Here is a 22,101-nt window from a genome sequence, read left to right on the forward strand (position 1 = left end):
TTTATCCTTGTATAGCTATCCTATATGCATGTAACACTGAGTGTATATCTATTAAAGGATCTTCTTCAGCTCGCTCAAACAGCTGATCGAATAGGTCGGTAATACCGGGGACCCCGGCTTACCCGGACCAAAATACACCTGGTCCATGCCCACGTTCTGCGCACCCAGGATATCCACATCCAGCGTATCGCCGATCATAATGCTTTCTTCGGCCGTAGTTCCGGCTTTCGCCATCGCATAGTCGAATATTTCGCGGTGCGGCTTCAGGCTGCCAGCGCCTTCGGAAGTGATTACATGGGTAAAGTAGTGGGAGATGCCCGCGTTCTTCATTTTCAGGAACTGCGTTTCCTCAAAACCGTTGGTGATGAGGTGTAACGGGTAGTTTTTCGCGGCCAGGTAATCCAGCACCTCAATGGCATAGGGAAACAGCGCGGTGCGTGTAGGCAGCACCTGCAGGAACTGCTCGCTCATGAGACTACACAACTTTTCGTCCGCAATTTTATACTCCAGGAATGTTAGCCAGAAACGCTTAAAACGTAATTCTTTCCGGTTGATGAATCCCTTGCGGAAGCGGTCCCACAGTTTATCATTATGTATGGTGTAACGGGTATAAAAATCGTCGAAAGAAGCAATGCCCCTGTTGCTGAGGGCGTTCAGTTCGTAAAGATGTTGCAGGGTATGCGTGGAATTGGTCTCAAAGTCCCAGAGGGTATGGTCCAGGTCGAAAAAAATATGTTTATACTTCATCATTCTTCACTTTAGCGCGATCAACAAAATTAGTACAAGTATGGCAAAGGATTTATTTTTATCCTGTTAAAAACGTTTGAGCACACTATGAACGCAGTCATTACAGGCGCCAGCAAAGGGATTGGCAGGGCAGTAGCCGAAAGGCTGGCCCGTGAAGGATTTAATGTGGCCATTTGCGCCCGCAACGCGCAACACCTGCAGGAAGCCGCCGATGGCATCCGCCGGCAACATCCGTCGGTTAAAGTACTGGCCGAAGCAGCTGATATGGGCGACAAAGCCGCCGTATTGGCCTTTGCCCAAAAGGTAAAAGCGGAGTTTGGGTCGATAGATATACTCGTAAACAATGCCGGCATTTTTGTGCCAGGTGCCCTATACCAGGAAGAAGATGGGCATCTTGAAAAGATGATGACCGTGAACCTATACAGTGCCTACCACCTTACCCGCGCCCTGTTGCCGGACATGATCGCCCGCAATAAAGGCCACATTTTTAACCTGTGCTCCACCGCCAGCCATAAGGCCTACCCGAACGGGGGATCTTACAGTATAACCAAATATGCCCTGCTCGGCTTCTCCGGGGAACCTGCGTGAAGAATTGAAGGAACACCGCGTAAAAGTAACCAGCATCAGCCCGGGCCCCACACTCACGGCTTCCTGGGAAGGTTTTGAGGCCCCACCCGATCGCATGATGCCACCCGAAGACATTGCCAGCGTTATCTGGAGCGCCTATACCCTCGCCCCACAAACCGTGGTGGAAGACATTATGCTTCGTCCCATACTGGGAGATATCAGCTAAGCCTTTTTAGTATGCCGAAACCCTTTACAGCAGACGCTTTTAGTATCTGCCCAACACCTTATTTTTAACTTACTTTTAACTTGTTTTTAATATTTTAGGGGGAAGGCATTGGTTAAATTTGTTTTTGATGATTTATATGATCCGGATAGGTAAAAAAGTATCTTAACATTATTGGCTTGCTGCTTTGCCTTTGCGGCAATGGCACAGGAGTTCCGCTTCGTTACGCAGGTAAGCAGCACCACCATTTCTATGGACGAGTACCTGCAGCTACAGTTCGTACTGGAAAACGCGCCTAACCTCTCGCAACTGACGCCCCCGGATTTTAGAGATTTCGAGATCATACAGGGGCCGATGCAGTCCACCAGCACATCGATCGTAAACGGTACGCGCAGCCAGCAGGTGGCTGTGATTTACCTGCTTAAGGCCAAACGTACGGGCAACTTTACGATCCCGGGTGCCATTGCACGGGTAGATGGCGTGAACAAGAAATCGAACCCGGTAAATATTGAGGTGACCAGCGGTCGCACCAACCGCAACAACCTGCCACAGCAGCAACAGCCTGCGCAGCAACCGCGGTATGGACGCCGCGCGCCGATGGAAGAATCGCCTTCGATTGTCCGTCCCGGCGAAGATGTAAATGAAAAGCTCCGCAAAAATGTCTTTGTAAAAGTAGAAGTAGATAAAACCAATGTATACGAAGGTGAACAGGTGACGGCTACTTACAAGCTGTACACCCGCCTGCAAACCTCTTCCAGCGTAACGAAAGTACCTGCCTTTAAAGGCTTTTCCGCTAAAGACGTGGAACTGCCAAATCCGCCGCAGGGCACCATGGAAACGGTAAACGGCCAGCAGTTCAAAGTATTTACTATCCGCAAAACCATGTTGTTCCCGCTACAAAGCGGCCAGCTGGAACTGGACCCGGCAGAAGTAGATAACCAGGTGCGTTTGCTGCGACTGGGCGCTAATACCCGCCGCAACCAGCAACTCGACGATCCCATGTTCCGGGATGTGTTCGGCAACAGTCCGTTCGATGATCCTTTCTTCGAAGACTATTTCAACCGCCCGGAAGTAACGTACGAAGACATTCCTTATAAGATAAAAAGCAACCCGGTAACGATCACTGTAAAACCGCTACCGGCGGCAAATCGTCCGGCCAGCTTTACCGGCGCCGTAGGCCATTTTGAAATGAGTGCGGTAGCGGATAAAAAAGCGCTGAGCACAGATGATGCGGTGACTTTAAAGGTGACCATCAGCGGTACCGGTAACGTAAACCTGATGCGCGCTCCGGAAGTAAACGTCCCGGACGCCTTCGAAAAGTTTGATCCGAAAGTAACCGATAACCTCGATAAAAACAGCAACCCGCTTAGCGGCGCGCGTACGTTCGAATATATTTTTATGCCGCGCGAGGCAGGCAGCCAGGTATTGCCTGCTGTGGAGTTCAGCTACTTCGACCCCAAAGCGGGCGAATATAAAGTATTGCGCTCCTCCGACTTCCCGCTGACGGTAAGCGCGGGCAAAAACGCCAATCGCGAAAAGCAAGACTACAGCAATGTTGGGCGCAACGACCTTTCCAACATTTATCCAACCGTAAAAGGCTGGGTAAAACAAACGCCTTACCTGTTTGGCAAACCGCTCTTCTGGGCGCTGCTCATCCTGCCATTCCTCCTGTATGGCGGAGTGGTGGCTTATCGCCGCAACCAGCAGTACCAAAGCAATAATGCCGGTTTACTGAAACACAAAAATGCGAACAAGGTAGCGCTGAAACGCCCGGAGCTGGCGGCACGTTATCTGAAAGAACAAAAAGACAAAGCATTTTACGAAGAAACCTCCCGTGCGGTATGGGGCTACTTAAGCCATAAACTGCGCATCCCGATGGCGGAACTCAGCAAACAGCTGGTGCAGGAAAAATTGCAGGATAAAGTGGAAGAAAGCAGCACCCGCGAGTTATTCGAGTTGCTGGACAATTGTGAAATGGCCCTGTATGCACCTACCGGCAGCAGCCAGTCGCGCCAGCACACCTACCGCCAGGCGATCGATGTAATCAGCAAGCTGGAAGACGATCTGAAAAAGTAATGGCCTGAACGGGCCTCAACCAATACCCACTATGAAACGCGCTATCCTCACTATCCGCTTACTGTTTTTCGCAGCGGCCATATTGGCTGCACACGCTGTATGGGCCGCTACGCCGCCGCAGCAGCGTTTCGAAAAAGCCAATGCCCTGTACAAACAACAACAATATACCGAGGCTGCAGCCCTTTATCAGCAACTGATCGATGAAGCTTTCCTGTCGCCCGAACTATACGTGAACGCCGGCAATGCGTTTACCGCAGCAACGCGCTGGGCAAAGCAGTATACTGTTTCGAGAAGGCATTGCTGCTCGATCCGGCGAATGAAACCGCACCGCGTAACCTTGCGCTGGCCAATCAAAAAATCGGCAGTACAGCACAATCGCTTCCTTTATTGTTTTTTGAAAAATGGTGGATAAATGCACAACGCATGCATACCGCCAACGGTTGGGCTACAGGCGCCATCGTACTATGCTGGGCGTTTATAGCGCTGTACGGCGCATATCGTTTCGCCGGCCGCAAAACCCTGCTGAAAATCGGGAGCTACGTGGCAGCAGTTTGCTTTATCACCTACTTCGTGATGGCCGCCTGGGTGCATCACCGCGCCAATACGCACGATGTGGCCATCGCTATGTCTGCCGCCAAAGCCAAGGCTGCGCCGGATGGTGACAGTAAAGACGTATTCGATATAAAAGAAGGCTTTCGTGTGGAAGTGCTGGACCAAACCAGCGATTTTTACAAAGTGGGGCTGAACGACGGCAAAACTGGCTGGGTGCCGGCTACCAGCATCAAAACGTTATAACCTTTCTATTCTTAATAAGAATTCCTGTTTCCTGTTCCGGGAAACAGGAATATTTTTTCCATCACTTAAGATAATTTCTCCGCCATCGCCCTTAATATATTTATCCATGTACGAGAGGTTGACCATAAAGCTGTGGTGCACGCGGAAAAACCTTTCTCTCCCAGTACTTCCTCTACTTCTTTTAACGTACGGCAAATGATCAACGGCTTTTCCGACTGTTGCGTAAACACACGTGTATAACCGCCTTCAGATTCGCAGTACGTAATATCTTTAATGGCCATCATGCGCAAACCATCCATAGTAGGAAAGGCGAGCCGCTCGTTCGGCTGAATGTGCTGGTACAGGTACTGCATCAAACTGTTCACATGCTTGTCCGACCCGTCCTGCCGCTTTGCCAGGGCTTTGTCTACCGCCTCCACCAGTTCATCCTTATCCACCGGTTTCAATAAAAATCAAGCGCGCTGTGGCGGAAGGCTTGTATAGCGTATTGGTTATAGGCAGTGGTAAAGATAATGGAAAAGGAACGGGACGAACACTGTTTAAGCATTTCGAAGCCGGTCATACCTGGCATTTCCACGTCAAGGAATACCAGTTGCGGCTGCAACTTTTCTATCGCGGTGAGGCCCTGCTGGCCGTTTTCGCATTGCGCCACGATTTCCACATCAGGACAATGCCTGTTCAGCAGTATCTGAAGTACTTCGCGACAATGCATTTCATCGTCAACAATAATTGCCTGCATAATAGAAGAAATAAGCGTAAAACCCTGCTGTAAATATACGGCTTGGTTAGCTCGCACCCGCCAGTTTTTTCTCCTGCTCTGCCACCACGCCGGCGGCGGTATCCGGCAGGGTAATTACCGTGTACGTACCCTCTATACGGCGGTGATGGTCGTAGAGGTGGCGGGTGATGATTTCGGCGTGTGTATCGTACCGTACATTCATCAGCTGAATGCGCTCGGCGGCTATTTCAGCGCCTTCGTTGCCTGCATCGGGTGGTAGCGTTGCGGGACGATAAGCCCCATTATCTTCCAGGCGGATGTAAAGATTATTGCGGGTATGTCCCACTTCAATATTCAGGTAACCGCCGGAGGCTGCTGGCGCAGCAGGAGTCGGCGGTAGATGGCATGGCGGGCATATGGTTGGACGATGAAGGGCGGGATCATGGTTTGTTCCCTGTCCACATCTCTCATCACCTTAATATGACAGGTGAACTTTTGTCCGAACCGCAGTTGTTCCAGCTGAATGTACAACTCCAGCGCCTCCAGCTCTGCGGCCAATGTAATCCATTCGCGGCGGCTGTTTTCAATCGTCAGGCGCATCAACTTGGCAAAGCTCATTAAATGCCGGCTGGCTTCGTCGGTGCTGGTGGTAAGAATAAAATTATGGATCGCACTCAGGCTGTTGAAAATAAATGAGGGGTCGAGCTGCGCCTGGAAAGCGTGCAGCTCCAGCGAGCGCCATGACTGTTTCACCTCCTGTTGTCTGCGCATTTTTACCTTCCACTTACGTTCGCGCCAGATGATAAGGCTGCAGAAGGCAATTGCCCCGGATATGGAAACCGCCCAGTAGAGCCAACTGGCGTGTCTAAAAATATAACTTAACGTATTCAACACAATAAACTGTAACTGCAGGGGCTGTTTTGGTCCTCAGATATATGTAAATATAGAGGCCCGGCGCTAGGCAAAAAACCGCCAATTATTATTAGGCGACATTTGAAAGATAAGAGGAGGGGATTGAGCGATAATTGGCTCTGAATGAGATAAACCGGTTTAGCGCATTAACAAACGGAGGGAGATGGCACTAAAAAAGGGCTTTTCAGCCCCTTATCAAACGTCTGTAAACTTGTAACCAACCCCGCGTACCGAATGGAAGTACCGCGAGTTACGGCTATCTTCTTCAAAATACTTGCGGAAGTTAAGAATGAAATTATCGATGGTGCGAGTGGTAGGATAAACATTATACCCCCAAACCACCTGTAATATCTTTTCGCGGGTTACTACCTCGCCTTTGTTTTCGATGAGCAGCTTGAGCAACATGGTTTCCTTTTAGAAAGCTCATGATGCTTACCATCTTTACCTACGCATTCCTGTGCGGCAAAGTCAATCGTGTTGCTGCCGAAGCGGTAAACGTTGGGCACGCTGTCTTTATCCCGGATCTTTTTATTTTTTACGATGAGTTTTTCTACGCGCAGCAGCAGCTCTTCCAGGTTAAAGGGCTTGGTCATGTAGTCGTCGCCGCCCTTTTTGAGACCCAGTACGCGGTCGGCGCTGCTGTTTTTGGCGCTCAGGAACAAGATGGGCACTTCGTTGTTCTGGATGCGGATGTTTTCGCAAACTGCAATGCCGTCCATTTCGGGCAGCATGATGTCCAGTATGATCAGGTCGAAATATTCGTTTTTAACAGCCTTCAAAGCAGTAGTGCCGTTATCTACAGCGGTCACTTCGTACCCCTCCAGCTCCAGGTTCAGCTTCAGGGCTTCCCGGAGGTTTTCCTCGTCTTCTACCAGTAATATTGATGCTTTAGTAGCTTCTTTCATATGCTGAATGATTTGGCCCGCGGTAAACCAGCCGGGGCGCTCTATAAATTTACTGACAACTCGTTAATTTCTATGCGCTTTGTACAGAATATTCGCCAAGGGTGATTTCGAATATCGTGCCCGCGGGTGCGTTATCCTTTACTACAATCGTGCCGTTATGCTGTTCAATTATCTTCCTGGTAAGGTATAAACCCAGCCCGGATCCTTTGGCACTGCGGGTATTCTCGTTTCCTATTCTATAAAACTTCTGGAAGATGCGGTCCTTTTCGTCAGCCGGTATACCCGGACCTGCGTCAATGACCTGCCATTTCAGCAGCCGGTCCTTTTCAAACAGCTTTACTTCGATATCCGTTCCTTTGGGTACGTATTTGATGGCATTTTCCACCAGGTTGCTCAACACAATCTGCAGCATAAACTTATCTGCATCGACCCATATATCCGGCTGGATGTCTGAATGAATGCGGTGGGAGGTTACGCGCCCGGCTATTTCATCGGTGCCGGCCTGCACCAGCGACGACAAGTCTACCTGTTCCTGGTAAAGCTGATAGCGTTGGTTTTCGAACTGCGACGCCAGCAGAATGTTGTTACAAAGCTGGTCCAGGCGGTTGGTTTCCCGGATCGTATTGTCAATCAGTTTGTGTTGTTTCTCTTCGTCCAGCTTACGTTTGCGGATGGTTTCGAGATTCAGTTTAGCGGCGGCGATGGGCGATTTCAGTTCGTGGGTCACCGCCATCATAAAGTTCTGCTGCTGCTGTTGCAGCTTGAGTTGCTTGCGGATGGCGCGGTATACGAGCCAGGCGCCCACCAGCAGTATGATCATAAAAATAGCGCCTTCGCCAATAAACTTAAAAGTGCGCAGATCTTCGTTCTTCGTAATCCGCTGTTCGGCCAGCCGGTATTCCATGGGCCGTTTCAGACTGTCGACCCGCATGGCGAGGTTCTCGCGTTCGTACCCTGTAATTTCCGCGCTCTGGCGAAACAGCAGTACGCCCCACCACACCAGCGCCATGATGGTGTAGATAAGCAGGAATAAGTACACAGGTGTTACCATCTTCCCGCTCTCCAGCTTATGGAATATCCTTTTCATCTATCTAAGCCTAAGCGTATCTTTCTGGATGCGCAGTCCCACGTTCATAACGCCGGACAGTGGATCCTGCCGCATGTTTTGTTGAAAGCTGAATTTGTAGGCGCCCGGCTTGGCGAAAACGCCACGTTGGTTAATGAGCACCCGGTGTTCAAAAATATCGTCGGTCCCGCTGCCCAGCCACTTCCCGGTAACATCTTCCAGTGGCAATTCTACACGCTGGCTGTCCACCTTGTTATCTGGCGAGATAATGCGGATTACGAGCCACAGGTTGCTGAAAGGGTAGCTGTCGCGGTGGCGCACGTTAGCATAAAGCGTATAAAAGTACCCGGTGTCTTCGGGTGCAATATTTAATTCAAAAGAGGGGATATAATCGGATTTCCAGGAATGACCGGGAATCTCGAGGTTCTTTTCATAGGTGTCCAGCTTGGGCGGCTTACAGGCGGCCACGTAAAACAGCAGGCCCAGTACGGCGCCTGCCAGCGGGATATTTCTGGTATTACAAAACATTCAGTACCTGTTCTTTTGCTTTTTCCAATTCATCTTTCATCATTACCACCCATTGCTGAATAGCGGCATCGTTTGCTTTGGAGCCGGTGGTGTTTATTTCTCGGCCAATTTCCTGCAGCACGAAGCCCAGCTTCTTGCCTTTGGCGGCGTCGTCGTCTTTCAGCATTTCCTTAAAGTAGCGGAGGTGATTTTCCAGGCGGATGAGCTCTTCGCTGATGTCCAGTTTTTCCAGGTAAAATACGAGCTCCTGCTCCATGCGGTTGCCGTCCACGTTTTCCTTACCTACATACTCGGCCAGCAGCGTTTCAATGCGTGTACGCACTTTATCTTTGCGCAGCGGGTCCAGTTCGCGTACTTTTTCGGTGTAGGCCGTAATGTTATCGATGCGGAGCAGCAGGTCTTTCTGCAACATGGCGCCTTCGTCCTGGCGGTGTTCGTCCAGTTCTTTCAGGGCCAGCTTCAATACGTCCAGCGCTTCGTTCCATTCTGCTTCGGTAATTTGTTCGGTAGCGGGGTTACTACTTCGGGGAGCTTCATCAGCACGTTCAGCATATCGTCCTGCGGCAGGCGCAGTTCTGTTGCCAGTGAAGTGATAGCGGAGTGGTAATATTTGGCCAGCTCGCTGTTAATCACCACAGGGCGGGTAGCCCCATTCTGTTTAATGTTGATGGTAGCGTCGATAGTACCGCGTTGCAGTACTGCCTGCAGCTGGTTGCGGATATCAAACTCGTAGGGCTTTAACAGGGGTGACATTTTCAGGTTCACCTCGAACTGTTTGCCATTCAGCGATTTTACTTCTGCGATGATGGTGGTATCGTTCCGGTAAACTCTGCACGGCCGAAGCCGGTCATGGATTTTAACATAGACTAAGTTTGTACGCAACAAACCTAGTTAAATTAGCGCAAAGCGCAAAGGAGCGGTGGTCGGGAGGCTGGTCTATTTATCGAACAGCGCCTTGAAAAGCTCCCCTCGCGTCATTTCTACCAGGTCGCCGGGCTGCATCCCTGCTATCGTAAGCCGTTCTATCCGGTAACGGATAAGCCTCAACGTGGGAAAACCGGTAGCGGCGGTCATCTTGCGCACCTGCCGGTTTTTGCCTTCGTTCAGGGTAAGGCTGATCCAGGGCGCCGGAATACTTTTACGGAAACGGATGGGGGATTGCGTTCCGGTACGGCGGGTTCTTCCCCAAACAACCGTGCTTTGGCGGAACGTGTACGGTAGTCCTTTCCATCTATGTTGATGGTTACGCCCTTTTGTAATTGCGCCACCGCTTCGGGTGTTACGGCACCATCTACCTGTACCCAGTACTCCCGTTCATGGGCAAACTTCGGGTCGAGCAGCCGATGGTTAAGATTTTTGTCGTTGGTGAGTATCAACAGCCCTTCGCTGTCGTAGTCGAGCCGGCCCACCGGGTACACGTCTTTGGGTACGTCGAAAAAGTCGGCCAGCACCTGCTTGTCGCCCTCGCGGCCGAAGCGGGTGAGTACATGGTAAGGTTTATATACAATGTAGTAGCGTAGTGGCATATCTTCCTAAAAAAGCAAAAGTAGGATTTTTGAAAAGGAGGAACATGGATACTCATTGCACACCCTGCTCAAACGGGACCAAAAACCCTTGGTCGGGGGCTGTATTTCCGTACTTTTGCAAATCCTCATGCCTGATTATGAGTTCCGAGTATGATCATAGAAAATATCGCGTGCCAGTATTGTAATAAACGGATGAACGATGTGTTTGTGACCGCGTCGGATGAGCATACCACAACGTTGGCTGCGGCCAAGCAGTGCACCGTCTACAAAAGGGGCGATATCATATTCCAGGAAGGCAGCCATCCTTATGGCATTTACGCCATCAACACCGGCAAAGTAAAACTTACCCATAGTGGCGACGACGGCCGCGAACAAATTATCCGCCTTTGCAAACCCGGCGATCTTATCGGCTATAAAGCGCTCATCAGTAATGAAACGTATACCGCTACCGCGGTGGTGCTGGAAGATAGCGCCGTATGTTTCGTTCCCAAGGAGGTTTTTGTTCGCATTCTGCAAAAGGACCCGTCACTGTCGCTGCGCATGATGCAGATTCTCACCAGCGAACTGAGGAGAGCCGAAACCAAAATCACCCATCTTTCCCAGAAACCGGTAAGAGAACGCCTGGCCGAAACACTGCTTACCCTCAAAGAAACGTATGGCCTCGAAGCTGATGAACAAACCATCAACGTGACCCTTTCGCGCGAAGAAATTGCCAACCTGGTAGGCACGGCAACCGAGTCGGCGATTCGCCTGCTGAGCGAGTTCAAAAAGGAAAAGGTGATCGATCTCTCTGGTAAAAAAATCCGCATCCTTCAATTGCAGCAGCTGATTAAAATGGCCAACCTGCAGGACTAACTCCCATATCTCCGATTTTTTTCGAACCGATCTGGTTTAAAACCTATCTTTTTCCTTTCGGAGGATGCTCAACGGCATTTTCGGAATTTATCAACAGGTACATTTCCAGGTGTTTTTTAAGGTTGATGTACGTGCAGTATGTTGAGATGATTTTGAACTCGCCGGTTGAAAGCCGCATGAACAAAGCGTTCCAGAGGGAATAAAAAAGTCCGACTGTGTGAACAATCAGACTTTCTTATTATGTGAATGGGTTAGTAAGTACAGGGAAATAAATTTCCCTACACAATATTAAAAAGAATTTCATGACAAAAGAAAAAATTTGCAAAAAATTTTATTCACAGCTTTAAAAAATTTGTGGATAACAGTACGGTAATGATGGGAGAAGATGTGTTACGATCAGCGTACAGTAATTCCATAACTTTGCTTCACTTAACAATCCATCTTATGAAGTTTGAATCACCGATCGCGGTTACGGAAATAGCTGCGCTGATAGGCGCAGAGCTTGTAGGGAACAGTAGTTTACAGGCAACCGGCATCAACGAGATCCATAAGGTAACGGAAGGCGATATCTCTTTCGTTGACTTCGAAAAGTACTATAACGCCTGCCTTAATTCGGCAGCCACCATCATCATTATTAACAAAAAGGTGGATTGTCCCGCCGGCAAAGCCCTGCTGGTGACCAACGATCCCTTCAGCGCATATGTTAGCCTGGTGAAACGCTTCCGTCCCTTTGTACCGGCGCATACGCCCATCAGCGATACTGCGGTAATCGGGGAAGGCACGGTATTGCAACCGAATGTGTTTGTGGGTCACCATGTTCGCATTGGTAAAAACTGCCTTATTCATCCCAATGTTACCATTTACGACCATACCGTCATCGGCGATAACGTGATCATCCAGGCAGGCACCGTAATCGGCTCCGATGCTTTTACTTCAAGAAACGCGCCGACCGCGAAGTGATGTACGATAAACTGGAAAGCTGCGGCCGGGTAATCATTGAAAGCGATGTGGAAATCGGTGCGGGTTGTACCATCGATAAGGGCGTGAGCGGCGATACGATCATTGGTCGCGGCACCAAACTGGACAACATGATTCATATCGGCCACGGTGCGGTAATCGGTAAAAACTGCCTGTTTGCCGCGCAGGTAGGGATCGGTGGCAAAGCGATTATTGAAGACAATGTAATACTATGGGGACAGGTGGGTGTATCCAAAGACCTGACCATCGGTAAAAATGCGGTGGTACTGGCACAGAGCGGCGTACCAAGTTCACTCGAAGGCGGCAAGGTATACTTTGGTTATCCTGCGGAAGATGCGAAAGCGAAGAAGCGTGAATTAGCGTGGATCAAGAGGATTCCGGAGATCTGGGAAAGAATTACGAACGCGAAAGCGGAATAGCTATATGGACGCCCCGGTACTGCCGGGGCGTTTTCGTTTGGTACCCGTCTATAAATGGCGGACGCGGATGGTTTGAGAGCCATGTATACTTTGCCGGCCAATAAGCACCCGTTGTTAAAGGGCCATGTATACTTTGCCGGCCAATAAGCACCCGTTGTTCAAGGGCCATGTATACATAGCCCACCATATCGGCAATAACCTTTAAATTAGCACCTCGAAACAACCCACAACCCATGAAACGGATCGCCACCTTCCTCTTCGCCTGCATCTGCCTCACCGCCGCCGCTCCAGCCAAAGACGACCTATATACCACCGAACAGGAATGGAAAGTAACCATCAACGATGGTTGGTTCAGTGCTAAAACCGTCACAATGGGCAATTTCAGCACGTCCTCCCGCAAAAACGGCATCGCTGCAGGCTCACCGTCGGCACAGTTCAAAAACACGCAAAACGCGTCCAATTTCACGGTAAAGGGCGAAGATGAAAATATGCTCGTGCAGGTACTACGCACTCCCATCATTACCTTTTCCGAACAAAAGCTGCCAAAGTACCTTTCCGAATTAAAAGGCGAAGCCACCCTCTTTTATGCCTGGATCAACGGCACCAAAGCGCAACCGCTGCAAACCTGGGAGCTGCTGCTCAAAGACCCCAGCTACCTGAACCTGAACGACAACGCCAGTATCGGCATTTTAAGAAGCGGCAAAGAAGAGCTACGCATCACCGCACACAACAAATTCGGCATCGTGAACTCGCACGAAAAACCCTGCTTCGAATTTCATGATGGTAAAAAAACGCTGGCGGCAGTAATGGTGGCCGAACAGCCACGCATGTGGGTAAGCGTAAAAGTGGAGGAGGGCCAGAAAAAGATATTGGTGGCCGCTATGAGCGCACTGCTCATGCGTATTTAGTTTGTCTTTTTGTATTCAAGATACTTCGCAGATATTTCCCGGATCGTCTGGTCCAACGGTTTAAAGGTATAACCGGGCAGCATCTTCGTAATTTTGTCGCTATTGTAAAACACCTTCAGCTGCGCCGTCCGCGCCGTTTCCCTGGTAATCAGCGCAGGTTTCCCGGTAATAAAACTCTTCAGTTTTTCCACGCGCCATACCAGCGCAGCCATCCGTGGCTTGGCGGCAATATGCGGCGGCTTTTTATGCAGCCCTTCCGCCATCTTAGTAAACAGGTCGCGGTAGCTCCAGTTGGCAGCAGACAGTACAAAGCGGTGTTTCGTTATATCGCTCTCCATCAGCATCACCATGGCTTTCACCACATCTTCCACATCCACAAATCCGTTGATGCCCTGCGTATAAAACGGAAATTCTTTCCAGGCATTTTTCAGCAGCGCGCCGGAGCCATCGCCCCAATAACCGCTGCCCAGGATGATGGAGGGGTTTACCATCACCGCGTTTAGTCCTTCTGCAATACCACGCCAAACTTCCATTTCAGACAGGTGCTTGCTTAATGCGTAAGCCGAATTGTTTTTGCTTTCTTCCCAACTGTTTTCTTCGCTGATCTCTTTCATTTCCTTCGCTCTCCCCAAAGAGGCTACGGAACTTACATGCACCAGTTTTTGTATGTTGAAGTCGATGCAAAGGTTCACGATGTTGCTCGTTCCTTCAATATTGATCTTCAGCATTTCGTATTTGTGGATGGGATTGAAGGAAACCACCGCCGCGCAATGGTACACATGCGTTACGTCCTCCATCGCTTCTTCCAGTGCAGTCACGTCGAGCACGTCGCCTTTTACCCACATTACTTTATCGCGCACATCCGCCAGCTGGTCGGGAATATGTTTACGGTACAGCGCTTTTACAGGCTTGCCCGCCTGTACCAACGTCCGTATTAAGTGACTCCCTAAAAAACCCGTACCACCGGTAACTAAGATCATGCGCTGAATATTGCTATTTGTTGTAATCGTAAAATCCTTTCCCGGTTTTGCGGCCCAGATGCCCCTGTTCCACTAAATCCTGCTGCATTTTCCCCGGTTCAAAACGCGGGGCTTTGTCAAAAGCGTTGTACATAGAAGTGCTTACGGCCAGGTTCACATCATTGCCGATCAGGTCCATCAATGCAAATGGCCCCATTTTAAAGCCGGCCGACTCCATTAATGTGTCAATGGTTTTGAACCCGGCTGCTTCGCTGGCTGCCAGCTGCATGGCCTCCAGGTAAAAATGACGCGCCACACGATTCACGATAAATCCCGGGGCATCGTTTACACGCACGGGTGTTTTACCTAACTGCAATGCCAACTCGTACAGCAACTCGCTCACCCAGGGCGCGGTTTGCGCGCCACTCACTACTTCTACCAGCTTCATCACCGGGGCGGGGTTAAAGAAATGGAATCCGGCCACACGGACTGGATTCATCACCTCCCGCGCAATGGCATCAATAGAAAGAGAAGAAGTATTGCTCGCAAACACGGCTTCGCTGTGGTTCACTTCCGCCAGCTGGTTAAACAACGCCACTTTCGCAGCCGGTTTTTCCACGATGGCTTCTATGATCACGTCGGCCAGGCAGTCCTGCGGATCAGAGGCGTAGCGGATGCGGCCTTGTGCAGACAATGCATCATCTGCCGAAATGCGGCCTTTCTCTACCTGCTGCAACAAACTTTGCGCAATCTGTTCGCGGGCTTTGTCGAGCATAGGCTCGTGCACATCCAGCAGGATAGTATAGTAGCCATGTGATGCCGTTACCTGCGCGATACCGGCGCCCATGGTACCGGCGCCGCAAACGGCAATGCTATTGATTTCGTGGACCGTAAACATGTTGCTCGTTTAAATCACATCCTCGAACTGCCGCAGGAAACGCACGTCGTTCTCAGAGAAGAGGCGGAGATCGTTCAGTTGATATTTCATCATGGTTAAACGCTCTATACCCATACCGAAAGCAAAGCCGGTATATTTTTCCGGATCAATGCCGGAATTGCGCAACAGGTTCGGATGCACCATGCCGCAACCCAGGATCTCTACCCAGCCGGTATGCTTACACACATTACAGCCGGGACCACCGCAAATAAAGCAGGTCACGTCCATTTCGGCGCTGGGCTCGGTGAACGGGAAGTAGGAGGGACGGAACCGTACCTGCGCATCCTTGCTGAAAAATTCCTGTACAAAGTGATACAGTGTTTGTTTCAGGTCGGCGAACGATACGTTTTCGGCAATGTATAGACCTTCTACCTGGTGGAAGAAGCAGTGAGCGCGTGCGCTAATGGTTTCGTTACGGTATACGCGGCCCGGACAAATAATCCGGATCGGCAGTTCACCCTTTTCCATGGCCCTTACCTGTACGGAAGATGTGTGCGTACGCAGCATCCAGGCAGGGTCCTGGTTAATGTAAAAAGTATCCTGCATATCGCGGGCAGGGTGATTTTCCGGGAGATTGAGGGCGGTAAAGTTGTGCCAGTCGTCCTCTATTTCGGGTCCCTCGGCAATGCTGAAGCCAAGGCGCTCGAATATGCTTACAATCTTATTTCGTACGATGGTAATCGGGTGGCGGGTACCCAGCAGCTGCGGTTCGGCAGGCAGGCTCAGGTCCAGGCCGGCATCAGCAGCGGAAGCAGCACTGTCCTTGAGCGCGGCAAATTCCTCATATTTGGCTTCTGCAGCCTGTTTAAAAGCGTTCAGCACCAGGCCGAATTCCTTTTTCTGTTCGTTGGGCACGGCCTTCATCTCGCCGAAGGTGGCCTTTACAATGCCTTTGGTGCCCGGAAGCGGATACGGTATTGTTCCAGTTCCTCGGCATTGGCGGGTTTGAACGCCGCAATTTCCTGCTTGTAAGCTTCTATTTGCTGTACTAACTGCTCCATAAGGCAACAAAGATAATTGAATTGAAGATATTTAGCATTTAATGGCTAAACCATCCGCCCGTACGGGATTTATGGTTAAAAAATCGTACCTTCTGGTTAGTGAAACGAGAATCGCCGTAAAATTCCGCCGTAGCCTGATACCTTTGCTATCTTAAAACCGGAATACGCGTATGCCGTCCCTTCCATACATCCTTTTTACCGGCCTGCTGCTTGCCGCGGCAGTATGGTTCGTTCTTTTGTTTTTCCGCTACCGCCGAAAATATCGTGCGGAAGCAATGCTGAACTACTTCGCCACCTCATTATATGGCAAAAACACTATTGAAGATATTATGTGGGACGTAGCCAAAAACTGCATCTCCCAACTCAATTTCGAAGACTGTGTTATTTACCTGCTCGACGAAAAGCGGCAGCGCCTTGTGCAAACCGCCGCCTATGGCCCCAAAAATCCGGTGCGCTTCGAAATACGCGACCCGATAGAAATACCGGTAGGGCGCGGCATCGTAGGCGCAGTAGCCGCTACAGGCCACGCCGAAATTATTGGCGACACCAGCCGCGATACGCGTTATATACTCGACGATGAACAACGCTTTTCCGAAATTGCCGTACCAATTTTTTATGAAGGCAGGGTGTATGGCATCATCGACTCCGAGCATTCGCACAAGTATTTTTATACGCAGGAACATCTTTCTTTGTTGGAAAACATAGCCGCTATCTGCGCCGTAAAAATTGGTAAAACGATAGCGGAAGAAATAGCGCAGCAGCGTGAAAAGGAAGTGCAACTGCTGCACAAACAGTTATCGGAACTGCGGCTTGTGTCGCTGAAATCGCAAATGAACCCTCATTTTTTGTTCAACTGTTTAAATGGCATTTATAATTGTATTCTCACTAACCAGGTAGATAAAGCCGCCTCCTATTTGAGCAACTTTGCCAAACTGTTACGCATGGTGCTCACACATGCCGAGAAAAATTTTATTCCGCTGCACGAAGAAATCACACTGTTGCAACACTATTTAAATATAGAGGCACTGCGGGTAGACAAAGCATTTAAATACAACATACAGGTAGATGAACAGATAGATGCAGATTCGCATTTTGTACCTGGCATGTTGATACAACCATTCCTCGAAAACGCTATCTGGCATGGCCTTATGCCGAAAGACCACGATCGCGAACTGCATATTAATTGGTTAAAGCCCGGCGAGCAAATGTTGTTGTGCGAAGTGATTGACAATGGCATAGGCCGTGCAAAATCGGCGCAACTCCGCACCGGCGGCTTGAAGCAGGGCGCTTATCAATCGCGCGGCATGCAGTTGTGCCTGGAACGCGTGGAGTTATACAAAGCATTGTTCAACACACAATTCAGGATCGATGTGTATGACCTGTTTGATGAAGAGGGCGGCGCCGCGGGTACCAAAGTGAACATCTCATTCGAGATGCCGATCTAGCGCTGCGGCTGAAGTGTGCGACGCAACGGGGGAAGCAAAGAATAGCTAAAGCTGATTACATAAAAAAAAAAAAAGAAGGCCGGGATAAGACTATCCCGGCCATTTAGTTAAACCTACAACTGTTACACTGTTTGTAACATTATTTTTATGCTGTTACAACTAGTTCATCATTTGTGCTGATGCGTTTTCACGCTCATTCAGCTCTTCGCCATATGGCGCCACCATACGCTGGCGGATGAGGCGTTTCTTCGATATTTTACCCATACCGAATTTCGCCATGATTTTATCCACGATCGCATATACTACCGGCACCACGATCAGGGTAAGGAACATCGACGAAATCAAACCACCGATGATTACCCAGGCCAGACCGTTCTTCGTTGCGGCCACACCACCTGTTGCCAACGCGATCGGCAACATACCAATCACCATCGCGATCGTAGTCATCAGAATCGGCCGCAAACGTGCGTGGTTAGCGTGGATGAGGGCGTTGTACGTACTTTGTCCCTGCTCTTTCATCTGGTTCGTGAAGTCCACGAGAATGATCGCGTTCTTTGCTACCAGACCAATCAACATGATCATACCTAAGATAGTGAAGATGTTGAGCGTGTTGTTCGTGAGCGCCAGCGCCAGCAATGCACCGATGATGGCCAGCGGGATAGAGAACAGTACCACGAATGGATAAATATAGTTATCGTACAGCGCCACCATGATCAGGTACACCAATACGATGGAGATCAGCAACGCCGCGCCCAGCGTGCCGAACGAGTCGCCCTGGTTTTCGGCGTCGCCACCGAACAGGTAAGATACGCCAACAGGTTTGTGCATTTGGGCCAGCTTTTCACCGAATTCCGCTGCTACGGTACCGGTCGGACGACCCACTACCTGCGACTGCACATTCACCGATGTACTCTTATCGCGGCGCTCGAGGCGGCTCGGACCCGAAGACTCCGTGATGGTGGCAAACTGAGACAGTTTCACCAGTTCGCCCTTGCTATTCACAAAGCTGATATTGCTTACATCGTTAATATCCTTACGGTTAAAATCGTCAAAGCGAATGTTGATATCGTATTCATATTCTCCCTGGCGGAATTTCACTTTGCTATCATCGGCAGTACCACTGAAAGCAGTTTGCATCGTACCACCCACCTGGTCCAGTGACAGGCCCAGCGCGCTCATTTTGTCGCGGTCCACCTGCACGTTGATTTCCGGGTTACCTTCCTCTACAGAAAGCTTCACCTCACTGCTACCTTCGATGGTACGCAACACGGCCATGGCCTGTTTTGCGAAAGCCATCGCAGTATCGAGGCTGGGCCCCATTACCACGAGGTCGATCGGCGCGTTCTGTGCAGTACCCATGATACTTACGGGCGTGGTTTTTACTTTTACGCCAGGCAACTGTTTGTTCAGTTCGCCCTTCAGTTTTGCGGCATAGATATCGGCAGCATCGGCACGCTCTTTCGCCGGCACCAGCATTACCGTAATCTCTGATTTATAAGCAGTGGACTGCGACGCACCAAAACCATCTTCTGAAGTCTGACCAACGGTGGTGATCAATGCGGTGATTTCTTTTTTCGAATGCAGCAGTTGCTCCACCTTACGCGTAGTGAGGTTCGTTTGCTCCAGCGATGCATCTTTCGGCATTTCGAGCATCACGATGAACTGGCCACGGTCGCCCTGCGGGATAAACTCACCACCGATGTAACCTTTTACCAGCAACATGAACGATGCAACGAGCAGTGCAACAGACAAACCAACGGTTGCCAGTTTATGCTTCAGCGCCCATTTCAGGATGCGTCATCCAGTTGGTAAATTTCTCCAGCTGACGCTCGAACCACAGGATGAATTTTTCGAAAATATTTTTACCCGTCATGTGCTCCAGTTTACCCCAGCGGCTGGAGAGCAGCGGCACGATCATAAACGAAGCAAGCAACGATAACATGGTTGATATCATCACCACCACGCAGAACTCGCGCAGGATCATAGATACCAAGCCATTCGTAAGCGAAATCGGCAGGAACACCACTACGATTACAAGCGTGATGGACGTAACGGTAAAACCGATTTCTTTCACACCATCATATGCCGCGCGTACTTTGTTCTTGCCCATCTCCATGTGACGGTAAATGTTTTCCAGTACTACGATCGCATCATCCACGAGGATACCTACCACGAGAGATAAACCGAGCAGGGACATCAGGTTGAGCGAGAAGCCCATAAACTTCATCCCGATAAAGGTCGCGATGAGGGAAGCGGGGATCGAGATCATTACGAAGATCGCGTTACGTAAGCTGTGCAGGAACAACAGCATTACAGCCGCCACGAGGAAGATCGCAATAACCAGGTCATGAATTACAGAGTCGGCAGATTCCAGTGTAAAGTCCGAAGAGTCGTTCGCTATTTTGATGCTTACACCATTAACAGCGTAATCCTGTTCAATTTTCGCGATTGCCTTTTTCGTTTCCTCACTCACGACTACAGCGTTTGCATCTGTTTGCTTCTGGATCTTCAGGGCGATCGCATTTACGCCATCGAGGCGCGCAATACGTTCTGCATCTTTCTGCGCATCCTGCACATCCGCCACATCGCCGAGGCGGATTTGCGAACCGTCTGCGGTAGTGGTAATTACCAGGTCCCGCAGTTGGTCCACGTTTTTGTACTTACCGGCAAGCCTTACCAGTATTTGCTGGTCGGTCGTTTTTACCTTACCGGTAGGGAAGTCGAGGTTAGCATTGGTAATGATATTCCTCACTTGCAGAATAGAAAGTTTGTACGCCTCAAGCTTAGCCGGATCAATGCTGATCTGGATCTCGCGTTCCTGGCCACCGATGATGCTTACCTGCGCCACGCCCGGCAGACGGGATAAGGTTGGCTGTACTTTTTTATCGATCAGGTCATAGAAAGCCTTGTCGTCCATTTTAGCGGTGGCTGACAGGGTGATGATCGGCAAGTCGTCGAGCGAAAACTTGTTCAGCGAAGGCGTTTTCGCATCGCCGGGCAGATCGGAAATGATGGAGTTGATTTTACGTTGCGCATCCTGCAGACCAAGATCCGCGTTCGCATCGTTGTTCAGCTCTACGGTTACGCTGGAAAGACCTTCGGAAGACTTAGAAATGATTTTCTTCACCTTTTCCATGGAGGCTACCGCGTCCTCAATTTTTTTAGTCACCGTGCTTTCCACCTCGGAAGGGGAGGCACCGGGATACACAGTGGTGATAGACACTACCGGCGACGAAAACTTGGGCAGCAGCTCATAGTTCAGCGACTTGTAACTGATAATCCCCATCAGCGTAAGGATGGTGAACAGCACCACTACGACGGTAGGTCTTTTTATGGATACTTCAGTAATTTTCATAATACTGTTTAGTTTGGCGGCCTGATCGGCCAATGATGTTGCATGCGTTCGTTCACTACGCGGAGAGTATCCGCCTCGCGCTTTGAGCGCCAACCACCAGCCAACCGGCCAAAAAATTTATCGGGTTCCTCTGTTACTTCTGCACGGTTACTTTTGAGCCGTCTGCCAGGTTAATCTGGCCGCTGGTAATTACTATGTCGCCTTCGCTAAGGCCTTCGCGAACTTCTACACGGTCGCCAAAAATGCGGCCTGCCACCACCTTACGCAATTTGGCTATTTCGCCTTCCATTACGTATACGTTGTTGCTATTTACACCACCGACAAACGCGGTACGTGCTACCAGGATTGCCGGGTCCATTTTAGGCATTTCGAACTGCGCGGTGCCGTACATGCCGGCTTTCAGTGCTTTGCCGCTAACATTCGCAATTTCCATTTCTACCGGGTAGTTCAGCGTAGCGTCGCCTTTGGAAGCGATGAAAGTGATTTTACCGGTATAGTTTACTTCGGGATATACATTGCTGGTCACCTTTACAGACTGACCTACTTTTAAGTTGATCACCTGCGCTTCCGGAACTGATACGGCGAGTTTCAGGCGGCTTACATCCACGATGTCGAACATTTTAGTGCCGGGCGTGAGATAAGAACCTAATTCAACATATTTCTTGTTGATGGTACCCTGGATCGGCGCTTTCACATAAGTGTCTTTTACCCTGCGGTTCGCGCTTTCCACTTTCGCGATAGCCAGTTCGTACTGCAGTTTCGCGTCGTCGTATTGCTTTTGCGTAACACCACCGTTTTTCAGTGCGGCTTCGTTACGTTCCATATCCACTTTCAATTGTTTCATGTTCACCTCGCTGGATTTGAGGTCGGTGCTCAGCAGCTCATCGTCTACCCGGGCAAGCATGGCGCCCTGGCTAACAAAAGAACCTTCATCTACCAGCAATTTTGTAATGCGGCCGGAAGTTTCGGACAGATAAGTAAGTTCGCGCACCGGGGCAAAGTTGCCGTTCGCTGTAAACTGCCTGTCGAACTCAGTTTTAGCCGCTTTCTCCACCAGCACCGGAACGGCGCCGCTGTTGCTTGTTTTTACGATTTCCGTTTTTTCAACGTTCTCTTTTTGTTGGCGCTCAGCTTCCACATGATCAACGCGAGCGCACCTATAGTGATAAGGCCGTAAATAA

Annotated in this window: 28 protein-coding genes and 1 pseudogene; 10 read left to right on the forward strand and 19 right to left on the reverse strand. The window is 50.0% G+C overall.

The genetic code is table 11. The features are described from left to right. Window positions 1–51: 51 nt before the first annotated feature. The gene (locus MKQ70_RS27480) at window positions 52–750 is read right to left on the reverse strand and encodes a YjjG family noncanonical pyrimidine nucleotidase (protein WP_248075924.1); all 699 of its coding nucleotides are present in this window, start codon (window positions 748–750) and stop codon (window positions 52–54) included. 84 nt (window positions 751–834) lie between these two features. On the opposite strand from MKQ70_RS27480, the gene MKQ70_RS27485 reads away from it, so the two are divergent. The 5 genes from MKQ70_RS27485 (at window position 835) to MKQ70_RS27505 (ending at window position 4,408) form a co-directional block, all read left to right on the forward strand. Continuing rightward, on the forward strand, window positions 835–1,335 hold the full coding sequence (locus MKQ70_RS27485; RefSeq protein ID WP_248075928.1) for an SDR family oxidoreductase: 501 nt from the start codon (window positions 835–837) through the stop codon (window positions 1,333–1,335). Window positions 1,336–1,339: 4 nt separating this feature from the next. Continuing rightward, window positions 1,340–1,540 carry an SDR family oxidoreductase gene (locus MKQ70_RS27490; protein WP_248075931.1) on the forward strand — a complete coding sequence of 67 codons (201 nt, stop codon included), beginning with the start codon at window positions 1,340–1,342 and terminating at the stop codon, window positions 1,538–1,540. Window positions 1,541–1,738: 198 nt separating this feature from the next. Then, entirely contained in the window at window positions 1,739–3,613 is a 1,875-nt protein-coding gene (locus MKQ70_RS27495) for a BatD family protein (RefSeq protein WP_248075940.1), read from the forward strand. A 31-nt stretch (window positions 3,614–3,644) separates the two neighbouring features. Then, the gene (locus MKQ70_RS27500; protein WP_248075942.1) at window positions 3,645–4,025 is read left to right on the forward strand and encodes a hypothetical protein; all 381 of its coding nucleotides are present in this window, start codon (window positions 3,645–3,647) and stop codon (window positions 4,023–4,025) included. A gap of 11 nt (window positions 4,026–4,036) precedes the next feature. Further along, complete coding sequence (locus tag MKQ70_RS27505) at window positions 4,037–4,408, forward strand: SH3 domain-containing protein (RefSeq protein WP_248075944.1); 372 nt, start codon at window positions 4,037–4,039, stop codon at window positions 4,406–4,408. On the opposite strand, the pseudogene MKQ70_RS41555 reads toward MKQ70_RS27505, so the two are convergent. The 12 genes and pseudogenes from MKQ70_RS41555 to MKQ70_RS27565 all read right to left on the reverse strand — a co-directional run bounded on the left by MKQ70_RS41555 (window position 4,403) and on the right by MKQ70_RS27565 (window position 10,063). Next, window positions 4,403–4,761 (reverse strand): annotated as a pseudogene (locus tag MKQ70_RS41555) (LytR/AlgR family response regulator transcription factor). The gene MKQ70_RS27505 and the pseudogene MKQ70_RS41555 sit on opposite strands and share 6 nt — an antisense overlap. An 89-nt stretch (window positions 4,762–4,850) precedes the next feature. Continuing rightward, a complete protein-coding gene (locus tag MKQ70_RS27515; RefSeq protein ID WP_248075949.1) occupies window positions 4,851–5,204 on the reverse strand; it encodes a LytR/AlgR family response regulator transcription factor in 354 nt (117 codons plus the stop codon). Then, entirely contained in the window at window positions 5,194–5,472 is a 279-nt protein-coding gene (locus MKQ70_RS27520) for a hypothetical protein (protein WP_248075951.1), read from the reverse strand. The genes MKQ70_RS27515 and MKQ70_RS27520 overlap by 11 nt, the downstream gene beginning before the upstream one ends. 8 nt (window positions 5,473–5,480) lie before the next feature. Further along, window positions 5,481–5,897 carry a histidine kinase gene (locus tag MKQ70_RS27525; RefSeq protein WP_248075960.1) on the reverse strand — a complete coding sequence of 139 codons (417 nt, stop codon included), beginning with the start codon at window positions 5,895–5,897 and terminating at the stop codon, window positions 5,481–5,483. Between the two features lie 336 nt (window positions 5,898–6,233). Further along, window positions 6,234–6,443 (reverse strand): winged helix-turn-helix domain-containing protein, encoded by a 210-nt coding sequence (locus tag MKQ70_RS27530; protein ID WP_248075962.1) that lies wholly within the window; start codon window positions 6,441–6,443, stop codon window positions 6,234–6,236. Then, window positions 6,404–6,943: a response regulator transcription factor gene (locus MKQ70_RS27535; protein WP_248075965.1), complete on the reverse strand. Its 540-nt coding sequence runs from the start codon at window positions 6,941–6,943 to the stop codon at window positions 6,404–6,406. Before MKQ70_RS27535 ends, MKQ70_RS27530 begins: the two co-directional genes overlap by 40 nt. 70 nt (window positions 6,944–7,013) lie before the next feature. Continuing rightward, window positions 7,014–8,030 (reverse strand): sensor histidine kinase, encoded by a 1,017-nt coding sequence (locus MKQ70_RS27540; protein WP_248075967.1) that lies wholly within the window; start codon window positions 8,028–8,030, stop codon window positions 7,014–7,016. Beyond that, entirely contained in the window at window positions 8,031–8,537 is a 507-nt protein-coding gene (locus MKQ70_RS27545) for a gliding motility lipoprotein GldH (protein ID WP_248075970.1), read from the reverse strand. It abuts the gene before it with no gap. Further along, window positions 8,527–9,000 carry a DUF1732 domain-containing protein gene (locus MKQ70_RS27550; protein WP_248075979.1) on the reverse strand — a complete coding sequence of 158 codons (474 nt, stop codon included), beginning with the start codon at window positions 8,998–9,000 and terminating at the stop codon, window positions 8,527–8,529. Before MKQ70_RS27550 ends, MKQ70_RS27545 begins: the two co-directional genes overlap by 11 nt. Then, a complete protein-coding gene (locus tag MKQ70_RS27555; protein ID WP_248075981.1) occupies window positions 8,997–9,419 on the reverse strand; it encodes a YicC/YloC family endoribonuclease in 423 nt (140 codons plus the stop codon). The genes MKQ70_RS27550 and MKQ70_RS27555 overlap by 4 nt, the downstream gene beginning before the upstream one ends. A gap of 54 nt (window positions 9,420–9,473) precedes the next feature. After that, complete coding sequence (locus MKQ70_RS27560) at window positions 9,474–9,620, reverse strand: hypothetical protein (RefSeq protein WP_248075984.1); 147 nt, start codon at window positions 9,618–9,620, stop codon at window positions 9,474–9,476. 20 nt (window positions 9,621–9,640) lie between these two features. Beyond that, window positions 9,641–10,063 (reverse strand): pseudouridine synthase, encoded by a 423-nt coding sequence (locus tag MKQ70_RS27565; protein WP_248075987.1) that lies wholly within the window; start codon window positions 10,061–10,063, stop codon window positions 9,641–9,643. A gap of 192 nt (window positions 10,064–10,255) precedes the next feature. Here MKQ70_RS27565 and MKQ70_RS27570 point away from each other — a divergent pair, with 192 nt between their 5' ends. The 4 genes from MKQ70_RS27570 to MKQ70_RS27585 all read left to right on the forward strand — a co-directional run bounded on the left by MKQ70_RS27570 (window position 10,256) and on the right by MKQ70_RS27585 (window position 13,223). Beyond that, on the forward strand, window positions 10,256–10,918 hold the full coding sequence (locus MKQ70_RS27570) for a Crp/Fnr family transcriptional regulator (protein ID WP_248075990.1): 663 nt from the start codon (window positions 10,256–10,258) through the stop codon (window positions 10,916–10,918). 444 nt (window positions 10,919–11,362) lie between these two features. Then, window positions 11,363–11,878 (forward strand): LpxD N-terminal domain-containing protein, encoded by a 516-nt coding sequence (locus MKQ70_RS27575; RefSeq protein WP_248076000.1) that lies wholly within the window; start codon window positions 11,363–11,365, stop codon window positions 11,876–11,878. Next, complete coding sequence (locus MKQ70_RS27580) at window positions 11,878–12,315, forward strand: LbetaH domain-containing protein (protein WP_248081695.1); 438 nt, start codon at window positions 11,878–11,880, stop codon at window positions 12,313–12,315. Before MKQ70_RS27575 ends, MKQ70_RS27580 begins: the two co-directional genes overlap by 1 nt. Before the next feature lie 233 nt (window positions 12,316–12,548). Next, window positions 12,549–13,223: a hypothetical protein gene (locus MKQ70_RS27585; RefSeq protein WP_248076002.1), complete on the forward strand. Its 675-nt coding sequence runs from the start codon at window positions 12,549–12,551 to the stop codon at window positions 13,221–13,223. Here the strand turns inward: MKQ70_RS27585 and MKQ70_RS27590 are convergent. From MKQ70_RS27590 to pheS, 3 genes are read right to left on the reverse strand one after another with little or no spacing between them, the layout of a single operon-like run. Next, entirely contained in the window at window positions 13,220–14,203 is a 984-nt protein-coding gene (locus MKQ70_RS27590) for an NAD-dependent epimerase/dehydratase family protein (protein WP_248076003.1), read from the reverse strand. The genes MKQ70_RS27585 and MKQ70_RS27590 overlap by 4 nt on opposite strands. 13 nt (window positions 14,204–14,216) lie before the next feature. Beyond that, window positions 14,217–15,080 (reverse strand): 3-hydroxyacyl-CoA dehydrogenase family protein, encoded by an 864-nt coding sequence (locus MKQ70_RS27595; protein WP_248076006.1) that lies wholly within the window; start codon window positions 15,078–15,080, stop codon window positions 14,217–14,219. A gap of 9 nt (window positions 15,081–15,089) precedes the next feature. Then, window positions 15,090–15,983, reverse strand: a complete 894-nt coding sequence (gene pheS / locus MKQ70_RS27600) for a phenylalanine--tRNA ligase subunit alpha (protein WP_248076010.1) — start codon at window positions 15,981–15,983, stop codon at window positions 15,090–15,092. Window positions 15,984–16,290: 307 nt separating this feature from the next. Here pheS and MKQ70_RS27605 point away from each other — a divergent pair, with 307 nt between their 5' ends. Further along, on the forward strand, window positions 16,291–17,565 hold the full coding sequence (locus MKQ70_RS27605; protein WP_248076012.1) for a histidine kinase: 1,275 nt from the start codon (window positions 16,291–16,293) through the stop codon (window positions 17,563–17,565). Window positions 17,566–17,724: 159 nt separating this feature from the next. On the opposite strand, the gene MKQ70_RS39740 is transcribed toward MKQ70_RS27605, so the two are convergent. The 3 genes from MKQ70_RS39740 to MKQ70_RS27615 all read right to left on the reverse strand — a co-directional run bounded on the left by MKQ70_RS39740 (window position 17,725) and on the right by MKQ70_RS27615 (window position 22,058). Then, window positions 17,725–19,317: an efflux RND transporter permease subunit gene (locus MKQ70_RS39740; RefSeq protein ID WP_282456805.1), complete on the reverse strand. Its 1,593-nt coding sequence runs from the start codon at window positions 19,315–19,317 to the stop codon at window positions 17,725–17,727. A gap of 16 nt (window positions 19,318–19,333) precedes the next feature. Then, entirely contained in the window at window positions 19,334–20,920 is a 1,587-nt protein-coding gene (locus tag MKQ70_RS39745; protein WP_282456807.1) for an efflux RND transporter permease subunit, read from the reverse strand. 133 nt (window positions 20,921–21,053) lie between these two features. Then, window positions 21,054–22,058 (reverse strand): efflux RND transporter periplasmic adaptor subunit, encoded by a 1,005-nt coding sequence (locus MKQ70_RS27615; protein WP_248076013.1) that lies wholly within the window; start codon window positions 22,056–22,058, stop codon window positions 21,054–21,056. Between the last annotated feature and the right edge of the window lie 43 nt (window positions 22,059–22,101).

The organism is Chitinophaga sedimenti, from assembly GCF_023156195.1.
Classification (GTDB): Bacteria; Bacteroidota; Bacteroidia; order Chitinophagales; family Chitinophagaceae; genus Chitinophaga; species Chitinophaga sedimenti.

Bases quoted from the DNA above. Each gene is read 5' to 3' on its own strand.
- MKQ70_RS27480 (WP_248075924.1), bottom strand. From the start codon at position 750: ATGATGAAGTATAAACATATTTTTTTCGACCTGGACCATACCCTCTGG.
- MKQ70_RS27485 (WP_248075928.1), top strand. From the start codon at position 835: ATGAACGCAGTCATTACAGGCGCCAGCAAAGGGATTGGCAGGGCAGTA.
- MKQ70_RS27495 (WP_248075940.1), top strand. From the start codon at position 1,739: ATGGCACAGGAGTTCCGCTTCGTTACGCAGGTAAGCAGCACCACCATT.
- MKQ70_RS27500 (WP_248075942.1), top strand. From the start codon at position 3,645: ATGAAACGCGCTATCCTCACTATCCGCTTACTGTTTTTCGCAGCGGCC.
- MKQ70_RS27505 (WP_248075944.1), top strand. From the start codon at position 4,037: ATGCATACCGCCAACGGTTGGGCTACAGGCGCCATCGTACTATGCTGG.
- MKQ70_RS27525 (WP_248075960.1), bottom strand. From the start codon at position 5,897: ATGCGCAGACAACAGGAGGTGAAACAGTCATGGCGCTCGCTGGAGCTG.
- MKQ70_RS27530 (WP_248075962.1), bottom strand. From the start codon at position 6,443: ATGTTGCTCAAGCTGCTCATCGAAAACAAAGGCGAGGTAGTAACCCGC.
- MKQ70_RS27535 (WP_248075965.1), bottom strand. From the start codon at position 6,943: ATGAAAGAAGCTACTAAAGCATCAATATTACTGGTAGAAGACGAGGAA.
- MKQ70_RS27540 (WP_248075967.1), bottom strand. From the start codon at position 8,030: ATGAAAAGGATATTCCATAAGCTGGAGAGCGGGAAGATGGTAACACCT.
- MKQ70_RS27545 (WP_248075970.1), bottom strand. From the start codon at position 8,537: ATGTTTTGTAATACCAGAAATATCCCGCTGGCAGGCGCCGTACTGGGC.
- MKQ70_RS27565 (WP_248075987.1), bottom strand. From the start codon at position 10,063: ATGCCACTACGCTACTACATTGTATATAAACCTTACCATGTACTCACC.
- MKQ70_RS27570 (WP_248075990.1), top strand. From the start codon at position 10,256: ATGAACGATGTGTTTGTGACCGCGTCGGATGAGCATACCACAACGTTG.
- MKQ70_RS27575 (WP_248076000.1), top strand. From the start codon at position 11,363: ATGAAGTTTGAATCACCGATCGCGGTTACGGAAATAGCTGCGCTGATA.
- MKQ70_RS27580 (WP_248081695.1), top strand. From the start codon at position 11,878: ATGTACGATAAACTGGAAAGCTGCGGCCGGGTAATCATTGAAAGCGAT.
- MKQ70_RS27585 (WP_248076002.1), top strand. From the start codon at position 12,549: ATGAAACGGATCGCCACCTTCCTCTTCGCCTGCATCTGCCTCACCGCC.
- MKQ70_RS27590 (WP_248076003.1), bottom strand. From the start codon at position 14,203: ATGATCTTAGTTACCGGTGGTACGGGTTTTTTAGGGAGTCACTTAATA.
- MKQ70_RS27595 (WP_248076006.1), bottom strand. From the start codon at position 15,080: ATGTTTACGGTCCACGAAATCAATAGCATTGCCGTTTGCGGCGCCGGT.
- pheS (WP_248076010.1), bottom strand. From the start codon at position 15,983: ATGAAGGCCGTGCCCAACGAACAGAAAAAGGAATTCGGCCTGGTGCTG.
- MKQ70_RS27605 (WP_248076012.1), top strand. From the start codon at position 16,291: ATGCCGTCCCTTCCATACATCCTTTTTACCGGCCTGCTGCTTGCCGCG.
- MKQ70_RS39745 (WP_282456807.1), bottom strand. From the start codon at position 20,920: ATGAAAATTACTGAAGTATCCATAAAAAGACCTACCGTCGTAGTGGTG.